Annotated in this window: 12 protein-coding genes; 9 read left to right on the forward strand and 3 right to left on the reverse strand. The window is 57.6% G+C overall.

All coding sequences use genetic code 11. The features are described from left to right. Positions 1 to 72 precede the first annotated feature (72 nt). A complete protein-coding gene (locus ACI514_RS09815) occupies positions 73 to 1,524 on the reverse strand; it encodes an NAD-dependent succinate-semialdehyde dehydrogenase (RefSeq protein WP_235868230.1) in 1,452 nt (483 codons plus the stop codon). A 124-nt stretch (positions 1,525 to 1,648) separates the two neighbouring features. Further along, positions 1,649 to 2,440, reverse strand: coding sequence for a hypothetical protein (locus tag ACI514_RS09820; protein WP_405123668.1), 792 nt, complete (start codon positions 2,438 to 2,440; stop codon positions 1,649 to 1,651). A 581-nt stretch (positions 2,441 to 3,021) separates the two neighbouring features. Here ACI514_RS09820 and ACI514_RS09825 point away from each other — a divergent pair. From ACI514_RS09825 to ACI514_RS09840, 4 genes are all read left to right on the forward strand, one after another. Beyond that, a complete protein-coding gene (locus ACI514_RS09825; protein WP_405123669.1) occupies positions 3,022 to 3,846 on the forward strand; it encodes an SDR family NAD(P)-dependent oxidoreductase in 825 nt (274 codons plus the stop codon). Between the two features lie 41 nt (positions 3,847 to 3,887). Then, complete coding sequence (locus tag ACI514_RS09830; RefSeq protein WP_405123670.1) at positions 3,888 to 5,339, forward strand: aldehyde dehydrogenase family protein; 1,452 nt, start codon at positions 3,888 to 3,890, stop codon at positions 5,337 to 5,339. 91 nt (positions 5,340 to 5,430) lie between these two features. Next, positions 5,431 to 6,219, forward strand: coding sequence for an HpcH/HpaI aldolase/citrate lyase family protein (locus ACI514_RS09835; RefSeq protein WP_405123671.1), 789 nt, complete (start codon positions 5,431 to 5,433; stop codon positions 6,217 to 6,219). A gap of 121 nt (positions 6,220 to 6,340) precedes the next feature. Continuing rightward, positions 6,341 to 7,318 (forward strand): ketopantoate reductase family protein, encoded by a 978-nt coding sequence (locus ACI514_RS09840; RefSeq protein WP_405123672.1) that lies wholly within the window; start codon positions 6,341 to 6,343, stop codon positions 7,316 to 7,318. Between the two features lie 146 nt (positions 7,319 to 7,464). Here ACI514_RS09840 and ACI514_RS09845 read toward each other — a convergent pair whose 3' ends face one another. Further along, entirely contained in the window at positions 7,465 to 8,358 is an 894-nt protein-coding gene (locus ACI514_RS09845; protein WP_405123673.1) for a LysR family transcriptional regulator, read from the reverse strand. A 147-nt stretch (positions 8,359 to 8,505) separates the two neighbouring features. Here ACI514_RS09845 and ACI514_RS09850 point away from each other — a divergent pair, with 147 nt between their 5' ends. From ACI514_RS09850 to ACI514_RS09870, 5 genes are all read left to right on the forward strand, one after another. Further along, positions 8,506 to 9,219, forward strand: coding sequence for an NADPH-dependent F420 reductase (locus ACI514_RS09850; RefSeq protein ID WP_405124210.1), 714 nt, complete (start codon positions 8,506 to 8,508; stop codon positions 9,217 to 9,219). Positions 9,220 to 9,263: 44 nt separating this feature from the next. Next, positions 9,264 to 10,838, forward strand: a complete 1,575-nt coding sequence (locus tag ACI514_RS09855; protein ID WP_405123674.1) for an aldehyde dehydrogenase family protein — start codon at positions 9,264 to 9,266, stop codon at positions 10,836 to 10,838. Positions 10,839 to 11,110: 272 nt separating this feature from the next. Next, positions 11,111 to 11,557 (forward strand): (2Fe-2S)-binding protein, encoded by a 447-nt coding sequence (locus ACI514_RS09860; protein ID WP_013692840.1) that lies wholly within the window; start codon positions 11,111 to 11,113, stop codon positions 11,555 to 11,557. A 129-nt stretch (positions 11,558 to 11,686) separates the two neighbouring features. Then, entirely contained in the window at positions 11,687 to 13,945 is a 2,259-nt protein-coding gene (locus ACI514_RS09865; RefSeq protein ID WP_405123675.1) for a molybdopterin cofactor-binding domain-containing protein, read from the forward strand. A gap of 13 nt (positions 13,946 to 13,958) precedes the next feature. Then, a complete protein-coding gene (locus ACI514_RS09870; protein ID WP_405123676.1) occupies positions 13,959 to 15,302 on the forward strand; it encodes a c-type cytochrome in 1,344 nt (447 codons plus the stop codon). Positions 15,303 to 15,339 lie beyond the last annotated feature (37 nt).

Here is a 15,339-nt window from a genome sequence, read left to right on the forward strand (position 1 = left end):
GCAAAATAGCCGTCGTAGGGCTTCGGGCGCATAACGCGCCCGCGCTTTTAGAGAATGGCGAGGCCTATTGGCTTACAGGCCGCCCAGCGCCATGTATTTAATTTCGAGGTATTCCTCGATACCGTTATGGCCGCCTTCCCGACCCAGGCCGCTTTCCTTGACACCGCCAAAAGGTACTTCGGGGGTGGAGATCAAGCCTTCGTTGATACCGACGATGCCGTACTCCAAGGCTTCCGCCACACGGAAAACGCGGCCCAGGTCCCGGGCGTAAAAGTAGCTCGCCAGGCCAAACGGGGTGTCGTTGGCGAGGTCGATGGCTTCTTTCTCAGTCGAGAATCGGAATAGCGGGGCGACCGGACCAAAGGTCTCATCGCGGAAAATCAACGCATCTTTCGGAACATTGGCCAGCACGGTAGGTTGGAAGAAATTGCCGCCCCTTGCGTGTCTGGCACCACCGGTGATGACCGATGCCCCTTTGGCCAAGGCATCGTTGATGTGCTGTTCGACCTTAAGCACGGATGCCTGGTTGATCAGCGGGCCTTGGGTGGCTCCCTCTTCCATGCCGTCCGCCACGAACAAGGCTTCCACGGCGACTTTCAATTTTTCGGTGAAGGCATCGTAAACGCCATCCTGAACCAGAATGCGGTTCGCACACACACAGGTTTGCCCGGTGTTACGGAACTTGGACGCCATGACGCCTTTGACCGCCTCATCCAGGTTCGCATCGTCGAAAACAATGAAGGGCGCATTGCCGCCCAGTTCCATGGACGTTTTCTTGATGGTCTTGGCGCATTGCTCCAGCAGCACACGGCCTACTTCGGTCGACCCGGTAAAGGACAGCTTGCGTACGATCGGGTTGCCGGTCAGTTCGCCACCGGTTGCACCTGAAGGGCCGGTGATGACATTACAAACGCCTTTGGGCATGCCGGCGCGCTCGGCGAGCACTGCAATGGCAAGGGCAGAAAAAGGCGTCTGCGAGGCGGGGCGAATAATACCGGTGCAGCCTGCCGACCAGCCGGGGCCAGCTTTACGGGTGATCATCGCTGACGGGAAATTCCACGGTGTGATCGCAGCGAAAACCCCGATCGGCTCTTTGGTGATCAAGACACGCCGGCCCGGCACGTGCCCAGGCATGGTTTCGCCATACACGCGGCGCCCTTGCTCGGCAAACCACTCCAGGAAACCAGCCGAATATTCGATCTCTCCCTTGGCTTCCGCCCAGGGTTTGCCTTGCTCGGCCGTCATGATGGTAGCCAGGTCGTCTTTGTGGATCAGCATCAATTCGCCGATTCGACGAATGATTGCGCCACGAGCCTTGGCAGTCATGGCGCGCCAGGCCGGGAGCGCTGCTCCGGCGGCCTCGATTGCCCGGCGGGTTTCTTCCGCGCCCATGGATGGGACAGTGCCTACGAGCTCACCTGTCGAAGGGTTGCGTACCTCAATCACGGCACCGCTATCGGCGGACACCCACTGACCGTTGATGTAGTTCTGGTTTCTCAGCAGCTCAGGGTCGTTGAGGGTGATCTTATTATTTGCATTAGACATTGGAGTATCCCTTGAATAATTATTTGCAGTCCTACCCGACCGCGGCGCTGTTTACGATGTGCTCACAGCACGGGGCGCTATCGAAACGGCGCGGCTATCGTCTTTAGAATTGCGGGAAGACCACACAAAGCAGCTCGGTTGGCTCGAGCGCGCGCATGGCGACGGGACCTTCGTTTGCCAGCAATTCAAAGCCGGTCTCAGGGCCATATTCATCATTGCCAACGGCGAGTCGGCCTTTTGTGAGGTAAAGAACCTGGAGGGAAGGGTGCTGGCCGGCCCCGAACACAGCGTTTGCGTCCAGTCGAACGAAACCGATGCGCATGTTCCGTTCGGTAAAGGTGCCGAGCCACTTGACCGAGACACCTTCCGAACCTTCTGGCAGCCAGTCAAAGGCATCGGGGTTCATTGCGATCACATCGGTATAGCGAGGCTCGGCGAACTGCAATTTGCGCCCGGTCGCATGTTCGAAGCAGGCATCGGAGCCGTCCATGCTCTGCTCGTTGCCGTTCTCATCCTTCCAGTAGTAAAGGCCTTTCCTGAACTCGCCTTTCTTGTTGAGGATCGCATTTGTCGCTTCACGCTGGGCGACGCTCAGGTAGCCGAAGCCGCTGGCGCCGCCGAGTTGCAGCACGAGCGTCTCAAGCCCCTCGGAACGATCTTGAGGGCCGTAGGGAACGCTTTCCGGGAAGTAACCCACCCAGCCTTGTTTGAGAAACTGGTCCTCGCCGTAAGGCAGGACGCCTTTGATGACGTAGCGGATCTGATCGAAATTATGGCGATGACGCGGCGTTCTCCAGCCCCCGGAGCCAGCCCGACCCATGTTCAAGTCGTAGTTGTTGGGTGAACCGTCTTCGCCAAACAGCAGATGCTTTTGCGCGAGCTTGCCTTCACGCATGGTTCCAACCATTTCACTGTTCGTGTCTGCAGCCTTGCCTACTCGCATTTTTCATTCCTCGTTTAACTGAATGTTGGTCGTGGCTGGATTATTCAATCCTGTCAGCGGGATGTTTTTCGGCGCCCGTGTAGTGCAGGGAATCCCAAGATCGATTTGTGACCACCAATTAAATATATCCCGCACTGTGAGATATGGTCAAATTTTGAATTGAGCGGGATGCCGAGCTGGTGTTGTCGGCTTTTTCGTTGGCGTTTCACGGTGGAGATGAGCTTTAGAAAGGGATATGAGCGAGAGGAGGGGCGTTATTGAAGCGTTTTTAGTCGTAATCCATGGACGTCGATTGTCTTGACAAATCCCACAATTCGACATAATTCTATTCGCAAGTTGATGGTTTCATCGTTTTGCGTCAATCGTCGATGACCGGGGCTTATGGGGCAGGGCGGGCAGTTGCCGGTCACGCCCCTTGATCAGCGGTTGAGGGCGAAGAGGATGTTTGGGTTCTGCCAGGGCCAAGCGTGACTCACAGCAACTTAAAAATAAGGTCCCTGTGGCCTCACAAAAAATTCAATCCAGGAATAGACATGAGCGAATCATCCATTACCCACGCCCCCGCCGACTCCGGCGTTCCGCTGCAGGCCCGTGATTTCAGCGTCAAGGAACTGGTTGTGATCATCACCGGTGCGGGCCAGGGCATTGGCCGAGAACTGGCCCGGCAGTACGCGGCGGCAGGTGCCTTTCCGGTTATCGCTGATCTGAATCTCGACAAGGCGGCTTCGGTCGTGCAAGAAATTGAGGTTGCGCGCGGTCAGGCCTTGGCCGTGCAAGTCGACGTGGGTGACAAGGCCTCGGTTGACGCCATGGTCGCGCAGGTCCTGAAGGTTCATGGGCGTATCGACGTCTTGATCAATAACGCATCCATTTTCGCAGCCTTGGAAAAATGCGCGTTCGATCAGATCCCCTATCAGCAATGGCAGAAGGTCCTGCACGTCAATATCACTGGGACCTATCTGTGCGTATGTGCCGTTGCTCAGGCCATGCGTGACGCGAAATTCGGCCGAATCATCAATATTTCCTCAGACGCCGTGCCCCGCGGCACGATGAATTACCTGCACTACGTCACGTCGAAATCGGCGCTGATCGGCATGACCAACTCGCTTGCTCGAGAACTCGGACCACACGGCATCACTGTGAACTGCATTCGTCCCGGTAGCGTTGCCACGGAAGTGGAGCGGGTCGCCAATCCGACAGTTGAGCTGCGTCAGCGCGCGGCAGCGTTGCAGTGCATTCCCCGTGGAATGCTGCCCACCGACCTTGTCGGAATCATGTTGTTCCTGGCCACCCCGGCGGCGTCGTTCATCACCGGCCAGACCATCGCCTGTGATGGCGGCTACACCCACAGCAGCTGATTCCAGACGCTCGCCGCATAACAGTTGGAGGCACCCGCAAGATGAAGGATTACGCCAAGTTCTATATCGACGGTGAATGGGTAGAGTCCGCAACGCCCCATCGGCAGGAGTTGATTGACCCGACCACTGAAGAGGTGTTTGCGACAGTCGCCATGGCGACCGTTGAAGAAGTGGATTCCGCGGTTGCCGCGGCTCGACGGGCATTCAAAAGCTACTCGCAGTCTTCCCTTGATGAGCGTTACGACCTTATCACCCGCGTCATCGAAGCCTACGAGCTGCGCGTCGATGATTTCGTCCAGGCCATTGCGCAGGAGGTAGGCATTCCTCGTAGCGCCCGGGCTCAGGTCATGGGGCCAATCGAACATATGAAGGTGGCTCGGGACCTGCTGAAAACCTACGAGTTCGAAGCTCGGATAGGCAACACGATCGTCCGTCGCGAACCCCTGGGCGTGTGTGCGCTGATCTCACCGTGGAACTGGCCAATCCAGACAACCGTCATCAAGTTGATCTATGCGTTGGCCGCAGGTTGCACGGTTGTGTCCAAGTCCAGCATCAACTCACCGGTCAGCGCAATTCTGCTGGCAGAGGTGCTGGATAGCGCGGGCGTACCCAAGGGCGTTTTCAACATGCTCAATGGCTCGGGCCGTGTGATCGGCGAGGCGATGTCGAGGCATCCCGATGTCGACATGATTTCCTTTACCGGATCGACTGGTGCAGGTGCCCAGGTAGGCGAAGCAGCGGCACGCACCATCAAGCGCGTGTGTCTGGAGCTGGGCGGGAAGTCAGCCAATATTGTGCTTCGGGACGCTGATCTGGAAAAGGCCGCACGTTGGAACGTGCAGCGTTGCTTCTTCAATACGGGGCAATCCTGCCACGCCCCGAGCCGCATGCTGGTGCATGAAAGCCAAGTGGAGCAGATCATTCCGTTCCTGGCTGACGAAGCAAACCAGTTCCGGCTGGGGGACCCGCGTGATCCTTCCACGACGATGGGCCCGATTGTCAGCCAGGCGCAATTCAATAGCATTCAGCGTCATATCCAGGCGGGCATTGATGAGGGTGCACGGCTGATTGTTGGCGGACTGGGGCGCCCCGAAGGCTTCGAACGTGGCTTTTTCACTCGTCCTACCGTGTTTGTCGATGTGACGCCGGACATGAGTATTTGCCGCGAAGAGATTTTCGGACCGGTCCTGGTGGTGGTGCCCTATTCCTCCGAGGCGCAGGCACTGGAAATCGCCAATGACTCGCCTTATGGGTTGGGTGGCTATGTATTTGGCGGGGACCGGCGCAAAGCCTATGAGTTTGCCAGCGGCCTGCGGGCCGGGCGTGTCTGCTTCAATGGCGCGGCGACTAACTCTTTGACCCCAATGGGTGGTTACAAGCAATCCGGAATCGGCCGCTCGATGGGCGTATTTGGGTTGGAAGAGTACCTGGAAATCAAGTCGGTCTATGGCTTTGAAGAAGAAGCCGCGACGCTGCCGTCGTTGAAGGCCTGATACCCATGTTCATCCGAGGCCAGGGCACTACTGTGCACAGCCCTGGCAATAGTGCAGTGCTTGCCTATGAATCTTTTCAGAGAACAAAAACATGAATGCTTCGAATGCGTCACTCAGAAACGGGGTCAAAGAAAAGCTCGCCAGGGGCGAGACGGTGTATTCGATGACATCTCGGCTCGTCAGGACCTTTGACATCGCCAGCATTGCCTATACGGCAGGTTTCGATTCGATCTACATCGACATGGAACACAGCAGCTATTCGCTGGAAGCTGCGGGGCAAGTATGCATGGCGTGTATCGGTCTGGACATAACGCCATTCGTGCGCGTGCCCAGCACAGACCCGCACTTCATCGCACGCGTGCTTGACTCCGGCGCCTTGGGCATCATTGTCCCAAGTGTGCAGTCGGCGGAAGATGCCAGGGCTATCGTGCGAGCGGCCAAGCATGCTCCGCTGGGCGAACGGTCGGTGGCCGGCGCGCCGCCGCAATTCCACTATCGATCCCTGCCCGCAGTAGAAGCTACGCAGCAACTCGACGACGCGACGATGATTATTGCCATGATCGAATCGTTGGAAGGCCTTGAAGCTGTTGAGGAAATCGCAGCAGTGGAAGGCGTTGACATCCTATTGGTGGGGGCCAACGACCTCAGCAGCGCCCTCGGTGTGTCTGGCGAGATGGACCATGAACTGGTGCGTAACGCCTACAGGCGCGTGTTGAATGCCTGCCTGGCGAACAATAAGGTTCTCGGTGTAGGAGGGTTGGGCAGCCGGCCCGACTTGATCAAAGAGCTCGTGGCGTTGGGCGCACGATATGTTTCAACCGGCAACGACATCTCATTTCTTCTCGCGGCGGCGATACAGAAACGCCAGCAGTTTGCATAACCCGGCTGATCTGCAGCTAAGCCTCAACAACTATCGTTACTGCACGAACGTAGGGTGACTCAAGGCGTCCTTGCGTGGTGCCTTGATTCGTCCGCCGGAGTGCGTGCAGCGGAGCAGAAGAATGAAAGTTTGCATTTACGGAGCCGGCGCTGTCGGCGGGCATATTGCAGCGAGACTTGCTGAGGGTGGAGCCGAGGTTTCTCTGGTCGCTCGGGGGGAGCATTTGGCTGCTATCCGCGCAAATGGATTGCGCGTGGAAACAAAGGATGGCGTTTTCTTGAGTCAGCCAGTGGCCACCGATGATCCCTCATCGCTGGGTCGACAGGACGTCGTGATTGTATCGGTCAAGGCACCAGCGCTTCCCGGGATTGTGGCAGGTATCAAGCCATTATTGGGCGATGAAACATTGGTATTGTTCGCCTTGAATGGCATCCCCTGGTGGTACCTGCAAGGCCAAGGAGGGATGCTTGAGGGGGCATCACTTCCTCGGATCGATCCGCAATCGCTCCTGTCGGATGCCATTGTCCCCGAGCGTGTAGTGGGTGCGGTCGCTTATACCGCTTGCACGGTTACCGCGCCGGGAGTGATCAAGGCGGAAAATCCACGTAACCGGCTCATTCTCGGGCGCCCGGATGGGAAGCCGGATGCGCGCCTGGATGCTTTGGCCGAGTGTTTGATCAGAGGGGGGCTGGAAATTGAAGTCACCGACAGGATACGGGACGCTATCTGGACTAAGCTGGTCATCAATCTGACGGGTGGATCGCTGGCCATTCTGACGGCGTCGACGATGAAGCAAGCCCTAGCTAGCCCGGCAATTTCGAAAACTGCCCAGGCTATGGCAAACGAGGCTGCCTCGATTGCTCGGAAGCTGGGGTGCGACCCGGGAGATGTCGAGGAGGGGCTTCGTCGATTGGCCGTATCGACGCATAAACAAAGCATTCTTCAAGACCTCGAGCTGGGGCGCTCAATGGAAGTCGACACGATACTCAGGGCCCCGCTGGAGCTCGCACGGCTGGCTGATGTCGAGACACCTGCGCTTGATCTGGTGGTTGACCTGGCTGTGCAGCGGGCGAAAGCCGCCGGTCTGTACGACAATTAAGTTCGGTAAAGCCCGCGCCGATGCCCGGCGCGGCAACCTCATGAGTGATTGGTATGAGTCGGTCTCTACTGATCGGGACCTGCCCCTGCGTGCCCCTGCATGGCACTTTCAGATGCGAAGAAGGAAGAGGCTCAGAGCGTCGGTGACTATCCGGGGTACCGTAACTCATCGATTAGAACCTGCATCGCCCGAGACTTCTCGCGCTCGCTGGAGTAGTAAAGGTGCAGCCCCGGAAATGTTCTCCACCAGGCTTCCATGACAGGAACCAGGGTGCCATCAACCAGATGGGGCTGGGCGATGTCCTCGGGAACATAGGCCAGTCCGAAACCCGATACAGCGGCATCCAAAATCTGATTGATGCCATTGAATACGAGCCTGCCCTTGACTCTCGTATTGATTTCCTGGCCGTCTTTTTCCAGCTCCCACGCGTACAGGCCTCCACGTGTTGGCAGGCGCATATTTATACATTCATGTTCCATGAGATCCTGAGGTCTGGTGGGCATGGCACGAGACTCCATGTAGGACGGAGCGCCCACCATGACAAAGCGCATGTCGGGAGCGATACGAACGGCTTCGATCCCGTTTGCCAACCCGTCCCCGAGCCGGATGCCAAAGTCGAAATGGTCGGCCACTATATCCGTCAAGCCATAGTCAATAACCACTTCTACACTGATTTGTGGGTATTTCGGCAGGGCTTGCGCCAACTTCGGCCAAAGCACCGTTTCGATGACATGGTCGGTTGCGGTGATGCGAATGTTACCGGCGGGGGTGTCGCCAAATTCAGCCACGGCGATCAGTTCGGTCTCGATTTCCCGTAATCGCGGTTCAACGGTATTGAGTAGACGTTCACCGGCCTCGGTAACGGATACGCTGCGGGTCGTTCGAGTGAGCAGACGTACCCCGACCCGAGCCTCCAATCTCTGGATGCTATGACTGAGCATCGATTGAGAGATTCCCAGCTGGGAGGCCGCTCGCGTGAAACTTTGCTCTCGTGCAACTGCAATGAGCGCGAGCAGGTCGCTGTAGTGTTCCTTTGCCATTCATCAATCTCTGCGTGGGGGCGAATACTGTATCAGTTCAAGCGGCCGCAAGGATCCATCTTCATGAGCTGGTCATGACAATCGCGGAGGGGATTAATCAATTCTGATCATACCTCTATTCGACGTCGAGCCTTTTACCCTGACGCCATCCGTGTTTCTAATCGAAAAGATAACAAGAGGACTTTTATGAAAATCGGAATTCTTGGTTCCGGCCGAATGGGCAGTCACCTGGGCACAATGTTCGCCCGGGTTGGCCATGAGGTCTCCTTCAGTTACTCGCGTAATCAGCAGAAACTTTCCGATCTGGCTGCGTCGGCAGGTAAGAATGCACAGGCCAGCACACCGGCAGAGGCGGCATTAAACGCTGACTTGGTCCTCCTGGCTGTGCATTGGCTTCAGGTGCCTGACGTCCTCAGCCAGGTGGATGACTTGAGCGGCAAAATCGTCATGACCTGCTGCAATCCTTTAAACGCAGAGGACACCGAGCTTGTCATCGGCCACACGATTTCCGGTGCGGAAACGCTGGCACAAATGATACCTGGGGCCCATGTCGTTGCAGCCTTCCAGTCGACGCCCAGCGAGGTTCTCTTCGATGTATTCGCGGCCAGAAACGAGGCGCTACGCCCCAGTTTGATTTTCTGTGGCGAGGACGAAGCCAGCAAAGCCGCGGTTGCGGATCTTATCAGTCAAGTCGGATTTGAACCGGTGGATGTTGGCGCGCTGAAGGTTGCCCGTTATATAGAGCCTTTTGCGATGCTCTCTGCAGTGTTGGCCTACGAAACGGACCAGGGGCCCGAATGGGCTTATCGCTTCGAGCGTTTTGACAGGTTGTTCAAAGGCACTTCTCGCGTCGGGAAATAGCGGGAGGAGTGGGTGCATGAAAGCCGCCGACCTGATTCGTGAAGATGCGCTGGCTCGTCGGGCAAACAGTTCGCCGATCGAAGCTGTTGGTTGAATCGGCGGCTACTGTGTTGCCACCTGTCACGAAAAATCCTCACCGAATAACAACAACTGGAGGCACCAGCAAGATGCACGACTACGCGAAGTTTTATATCGACGGTGAATGGGTAGAGGCCGCGACCTCCCAGCGCCAGGAATTGATTGATCCGACTACTGAAGAAGCGTTTGCCACGGTCGCCATGGCGACCGTTGAAGAAGTGGATTCCGCGGTTGCCGCGGCTCGACGTACATTCAAAAGCTATTCGCAGTCTTCCCTCGATGAGCGTTACGACCTGATCAATCGCATCATCGAAGCCTACGAACTGCGCGTCGATGATTTTGCCCAGGCCATTGCGCAAGAGGTGGGCATTCCTCGTAGCGCTCGGGCTCAGGTCATGGGGCCAATCGAACACATGAAGGTGGCTCGGGACCTGCTGAAAACCTACGAGTTCGAAGCTCGGATAGGCAACACGATCGTCCGTCGCGAATCCCTGGGCGTGTGTGCGCTGATCTCGCCTTGGAACTGGCCAATCCAGACCACCGTCATCAAGCTGATCTATGCGTTGGCCGCCGGTTGTACGGTCGTGTCCAAGTCCAGTATCAACTCTCCGGTCAGCGCTATTTTGCTGACAGAGGTGTTGGATGCCGCGGGCGTACCCAAGGGCGTTTTCAACATGCTCAACGGCTCGGGGCGAGTGATTGGCGAGGCGATGTCGAGGCATCCCGATGTCGACATGGTTTCCTTCACCGGCTCGACCGGTGCCGGTGCGCAGGTAGGCGAGACAGCGGCACGCACCATCAAGCGCGTGTGTCTGGAGCTGGGGGGGAAGTCGGCGAATATCGTGCTGCGAGACGCCGATCTGGAAAAGGCCGCGCGCTGGAACATTCAGCGCGGCTTCTTCAATACGGGGCAATCCTGCCACGCGCCGAGTCGTATGCTGGTGCATGAAAGCCAGGTGGAGCAGATCATTCCGTTTCTGGTCGACGAAGCAAACCAGTTCCGGCTGGGGGACCCGCGTGATCCTTCCACGACGATGGGGCCGATTGTCAGCCGGGCACAATTCAACAGCATTCAGCGTCACATACAGTCGGGCATTGATGAGGGTGCACGGCTGATTGTTGGCGGACTGGGGCGCCCCGAAGGCTTCGAACGTGGCTTTTTCACCCGTCCGACCGTGTTCGTCGATGTGACGCCGGAGATGACCATTTGCCGCGAAGAGATTTTCGGGCCGGTCTTGGTGGTAGTGCCTTATTCCACTGAGGCGCAGGCATTGGAAATCGCCAATGACTCGCCTTATGGGTTGGGTGGCTATGTATTCGGTGAGGACCGGCGCAAGGCGTATGAGTTCGCCAGCGGCCTGCGCGCCGGGCGTATTTGTTTTAACGGCGCGCCGACTAACTCGCTGACGCCTATGGGGGGCTACAAGGAATCCGGCATTGGCCGCTCGATGGGTGTTTTCGGGTTGCAAGAGTATCTGGAAATCAAATCGGTCTATGGCTTCGACGAGGAAGCCGCAGCACTGCCGTCGTTGAAAGCCTGATACGGCTATCCAAGACCAAACGCTGCCGCACCGATGATTGGCGCGGCACGCCTGCTGTTTGAAGTGCATATTTATTCATCTGATTAATAGCACCTTGCGAGCTGACTCACGTGGTTCGCTTGCTGTGCCACGGACGCGCCCAGTAGGGTAAGGCTCGTCTAAAAATACGACGTTGCAGTTGTTGTTATTGCGAATGGTCAGTTGCCAACGATTATCCGCAGGTCGTGTTCGACCAGGTTTTTCACACTGTTTTCAATCGAGGCATTCTTACAATGGAACTCAACGTAAATGGCACTGTGTATGAGGTTGAGGCGGATGCGGATACACCATTGTTATGGGTGATTCGCGACGATATCGGCCTGACCGGAACCAAGTACGGGTGCGGATTGGCGCAATGCGGCGCCTGTTCGGTCATGGTGGACGGCGTGCTGCTTCGCTCATGCGTTACACCGGTTGAAGGTGTAAAGGGCAAACAGATCCGCACAATCGAAGCCATTGAAGACGACGAGTTGGGCAAGCGCGTAGTGGCGGCCTGGGTCAAGCATCAAGTCGCCCAGTGTGGTTATTGCCAGTCTGGCCAGGTAATGGCCGCCACTGCGCTGTTGCAGCGCATTCCCAAACCTTCCCAAGCCGATATTGCTGCCGCCATGACGAATCTCTGCCGTTGCGGCACTTATAACGCGATCAAGACTGCTGTCGATGAGCTTGCTGGTGCTTGAACACGCGCAATTCGACTGAGCTGCGACGTGCCTGGCGACAATGCCGACGGCTAATCCTGACCACCTTTAATGGAGCGGGGATTGGTCTGCTGCCAGGCCGAGCATTGAATGCAAACACAGGGGAACACTATGTCAAAACTGGATGATTCAATCGCCGAGCGCGGCGTACTTTCCGACGCGCAACCTGTGAACGTCTCTCGCCGCCGTTTTTTGCAGGCATCGGCTGGCGTCACGGCGGGTGCGCTTGTTATCAGCTTCGGAATTCCCCTTGGCCCGTTGCGTGCTGCCGAGCGTGCCCAGGCATTGCCGGCTGGCGCCCGTGTACCGGCGTTCCTGGAGATTCGCCCGGACAATACCGTTCGCCTGCAGAGCCCCTTTATCGAGGGTGGGCAGGGCATTTTCACGGGCATGGCACAGGTCGTGGGTGAGGAGCTCGATATAGATCCAGCCAGCTTTCTGGTGGAGAACGCGGCGCCCGGGAATGACTTCAAAGTCATGGAAGGTGGCATGCGCTTCACCGGTGGTAGCCGGTCGATGCGCGCGAGCTACATGACCATGCGCCGACTGGGCGCATCGGCGCGCCTGATGTTATTGCAGGCTGCGTCATCCCACTGGAAGGTGCCGCTGGCGCAGCTGACTACCGAGCCAGGGCGGGTCATTCATGCCGCTTCCAATCGATCGATCACCTATGGTGAACTCGCGCCGCTAACGCTCGATTTGCCCATTCCCGATCCGCAAACCGTTACTCTGCGCGACCCTGCTACATTCCGCTGGATCGGTAAGCCGGTCCAGCGAATAGACGTCTACGACAAATCCACTGGCAAGGCGCAATACACCATCGATACTCGTGTCGAAGGCATGCTCCACGCTGCGGTACAGCATGCGCCGCGCCTGGGTCTGCAAGTGGGGCAGGTGCGCAACGAGGATCAGATCAGGAACCTCAAAGGCGTGCATTCGGTGCACCGTCTTGAAGGGGCAGTGGCGGTGGTTGCGCAACGCTGGTGGGTGGCCAAGCGTGCCGTCGAGGCTCTGCAAGTGGAGTGGACGGAGCCGGGTGGCGATTCAACCGTGCGCTACATGCCGGCTAATTTCGACACCCAGGCCTATGCGGAGCAATTGAGTAAAACCACCGACGCCGGGGATGAGGCCGAACGTGAGGGCGACCTGCAGCAAGGGCTGGCCGGCGCCAAGAAAATCGTCAGTGCGACTTACCATACCCAATACCTCAACCACGCCCAGTTGGAGCCGCCCTCGGCCCTGGCGCGCTTCGGCGCTGAAGGCAATCTCGATCTGTGGCTGCCGAACCAGGCCCCGGATTTGTTTTTGGCCGACGTCGCCAAGCGTACCGGTCTGGATCCTTCCAAAATCACTCTTCACTCACCGCTGCTGGGTGGCTTTTTCGGCCGGCATTTTTTATACCCGAATGCATCACCTTACCCTCAAGCTATCCAGCTGGCTCAATCCACAGGTCGACCGATCAAGGTGATCTGGAGCCGCGAGGAAGAATTTTTGCGTGACGTGCTTCGTCCTTCCGCCGTAGTGCGCTTTCGCGCAGGCCTGGATGAACAGGGCATGCCGGTGGCCTTTGAAGCAATTAGTGCCACGGAGGGGCCAACCGAGGGTATCGCTAACAAACAAGGAGACAAAATCGACCCGACCGCCGTCGAGGGCCTGGCCGGTAAAAAATACGCCATTGCCCATCGTCGGATCGCTCAACTGTACTCGCAGACCCCGATGATGTTGGGCTACTGGCGTTCAGTCGGGAACTCTATCAATGACTTTATGTATGAAGCTTTTCTGGATGAAGTGGCGGATGCCGGCGGTCAGGATCCCTATGAGCTGCGGGCCAAGCTGCTGCAGGGCAACGAGCGGCTAAGCCACCTGCTCAAGACAGTGGCCGACCTGTCCGGGGGGTGGAAACGAGGGCCGTTCACGGCGCAAGACGGCACCAAGCGAGCAAGAGGCGTTGCAATGGCATCGCCATTTGGTACCGAAACGGCGGTGATCGCAGAGGTTTCCATCAGCAACGGAGCGGTGAAGGTTCACGATATCTGGCAGGCAATCGATCCGGGTAGCATCGTCAACCCCGCCATCATCGAGGCTCAGGTCAACTCAGCCGTGGCCCTCGGCTTGTCTCAAACCCTGATTGAACAAGCCATTTACAAAGATGGGACGCCGGTAGCGCGTAATTACGACCTCTACCGCATTCTCACACCGGAGATGATGTCCAGGGTCCATGTCCGCGTGGTGGAGAGTGGTGCGCCAATGGGCGGAATCGGCGAACCGCCTCTGCCTGCGGTGGCACCGGCGGTTGCTAACGCCGTCTCGCGACTGACCGGGCAACGAATTCGCAGCATGCCTCTATCGCAGTACCGCTTCGACACCTGATGAGGAATGGCTCGTGAATAAAACTATAAAGTATCTGCTGCCAGCAGGCATCGTCGTGGCAGCCGGCTTGGGCTGGTTTGTCAATCGCACGCCATCTTCGCCTTTTGCTGATGAGACAGCTCCCCCGTCGACAGATGCACAACTTGTCCAACGCGGTGAATATGTTGCCAGGCTGAGCGACTGTGTGGCCTGTCACAGCACGCCAAAAGGTGCGCCGTTTGCCGGCGGGTTAGAGATGGCGACCCCGATGGGGTCGATCTATGCCACCAACATTACCCCGGACAAACAAACGGGCATCGGCAATTACAGCCTGGCCGACTTCGATCGCGCAGTACGCAGCGGAGTCGCGGCTGACGGGCACAGGCTGTATCCGGCTATGCCGTACCCATCCTATGCCAAGCTCAGCGACGATGATGTGCGGGCGCTTTATGCGTTCTTCATGGCCGGCGTTAAGCCGGCGCAGCAGCCGAATCAGCAAAGCCATATCCCCTGGCCGCTCAACATGCGCTGGCCGCTGGCTTTGTGGAATACCGCGTTTGTCGATGACGGTGCCTATCAGGCCAAGCCGTCAGAGGATGCGCTGTGGAACCGCGGTGCATACATCGTTCAAGGCGCGGGGCATTGTGGCAGTTGCCATACCCCACGCAGTTTGACGATGAACGAGAAGTCGCTGGATGAAAGCAGCGCTACTTTCCTCAGCGGTTCGCTGCTCGACGGGTGGTACGCGCCGAGCCTGCGCCAGGATCCAAACACTGGATTGGGTCGCTGGAGTGAGCAGCAAATCGTCGATTACCTGAAGACCGGACGTAACGCTCACAGCGTGGTCGTGGGCACTATGGCGGAAGTCTTCAACAACTCGACGCAATACATGTCTGACCCGGACCTGAAAGCCATTGCGCATTACCTGGTGTCGTTGCCGGGTGACCCAAAGCGTGACGGGCCGCCATGGAAGCCAGCGGCCACACTGGCGGTAGAACAATCACCACCGTTGTCGACACCAGGGGCCGCCAACTACATGGCCAAGTGCAGCAGTTGCCACGGCAGTGACGGCAGCGGGCAAGCGCCATGGATACCTCCTTTGGCAGGCGCATCTTCATCGATGGTGAAGGAAAGCGCTACTAGCATCAATGCCACCTTGAACGGTTCCGAACGTGTCGTTGCCAACGGTATTCCGGATTCGTATCGCATGCCCCCGTACCGCAACCAACTTTCTGATCAGGAAGTCGCCGATGTACTGACTTTCGTTCGCACCTCTTGGGGTAATCAGGGAGGCGCAGTGAAGGCTGACGAGGTGAAGGAACTGCGTGAGCGAACCAATCCGGCCAGCAGCAACCCGATCATCCTGCAGATGCGCTGAGAGAGGACGGGGGTCCCGCAAAGACCCTAGCTTAGAA

Origin of the sequence: Pseudomonas sp. M20 (genome assembly GCF_045037865.1) — a bacterium.
GTDB lineage: Bacteria > Pseudomonadota > Gammaproteobacteria > Pseudomonadales > Pseudomonadaceae > Aquipseudomonas.

What these genes read in the sequence shown, in the direction of transcription:
- ACI514_RS09820 (WP_405123668.1), bottom strand. Translation starts at nt 2,440, where the DNA reads ATGCGTGAAGGCAAGCTCGCGCAAAAGCATCTGCTGTTTGGCGAAGAC.
- ACI514_RS09825 (WP_405123669.1), top strand. Translation starts at nt 3,022, where the DNA reads ATGAGCGAATCATCCATTACCCACGCCCCCGCCGACTCCGGCGTTCCG.
- ACI514_RS09830 (WP_405123670.1), top strand. Translation starts at nt 3,888, where the DNA reads ATGAAGGATTACGCCAAGTTCTATATCGACGGTGAATGGGTAGAGTCC.
- ACI514_RS09835 (WP_405123671.1), top strand. Translation starts at nt 5,431, where the DNA reads ATGAATGCTTCGAATGCGTCACTCAGAAACGGGGTCAAAGAAAAGCTC.
- ACI514_RS09840 (WP_405123672.1), top strand. Translation starts at nt 6,341, where the DNA reads ATGAAAGTTTGCATTTACGGAGCCGGCGCTGTCGGCGGGCATATTGCA.
- ACI514_RS09845 (WP_405123673.1), bottom strand. Translation starts at nt 8,358, where the DNA reads ATGGCAAAGGAACACTACAGCGACCTGCTCGCGCTCATTGCAGTTGCA.
- ACI514_RS09855 (WP_405123674.1), top strand. Translation starts at nt 9,264, where the DNA reads ATGCGCTGGCTCGTCGGGCAAACAGTTCGCCGATCGAAGCTGTTGGTT.
- ACI514_RS09860 (WP_013692840.1), top strand. Translation starts at nt 11,111, where the DNA reads ATGGAACTCAACGTAAATGGCACTGTGTATGAGGTTGAGGCGGATGCG.
- ACI514_RS09865 (WP_405123675.1), top strand. Translation starts at nt 11,687, where the DNA reads ATGTCAAAACTGGATGATTCAATCGCCGAGCGCGGCGTACTTTCCGAC.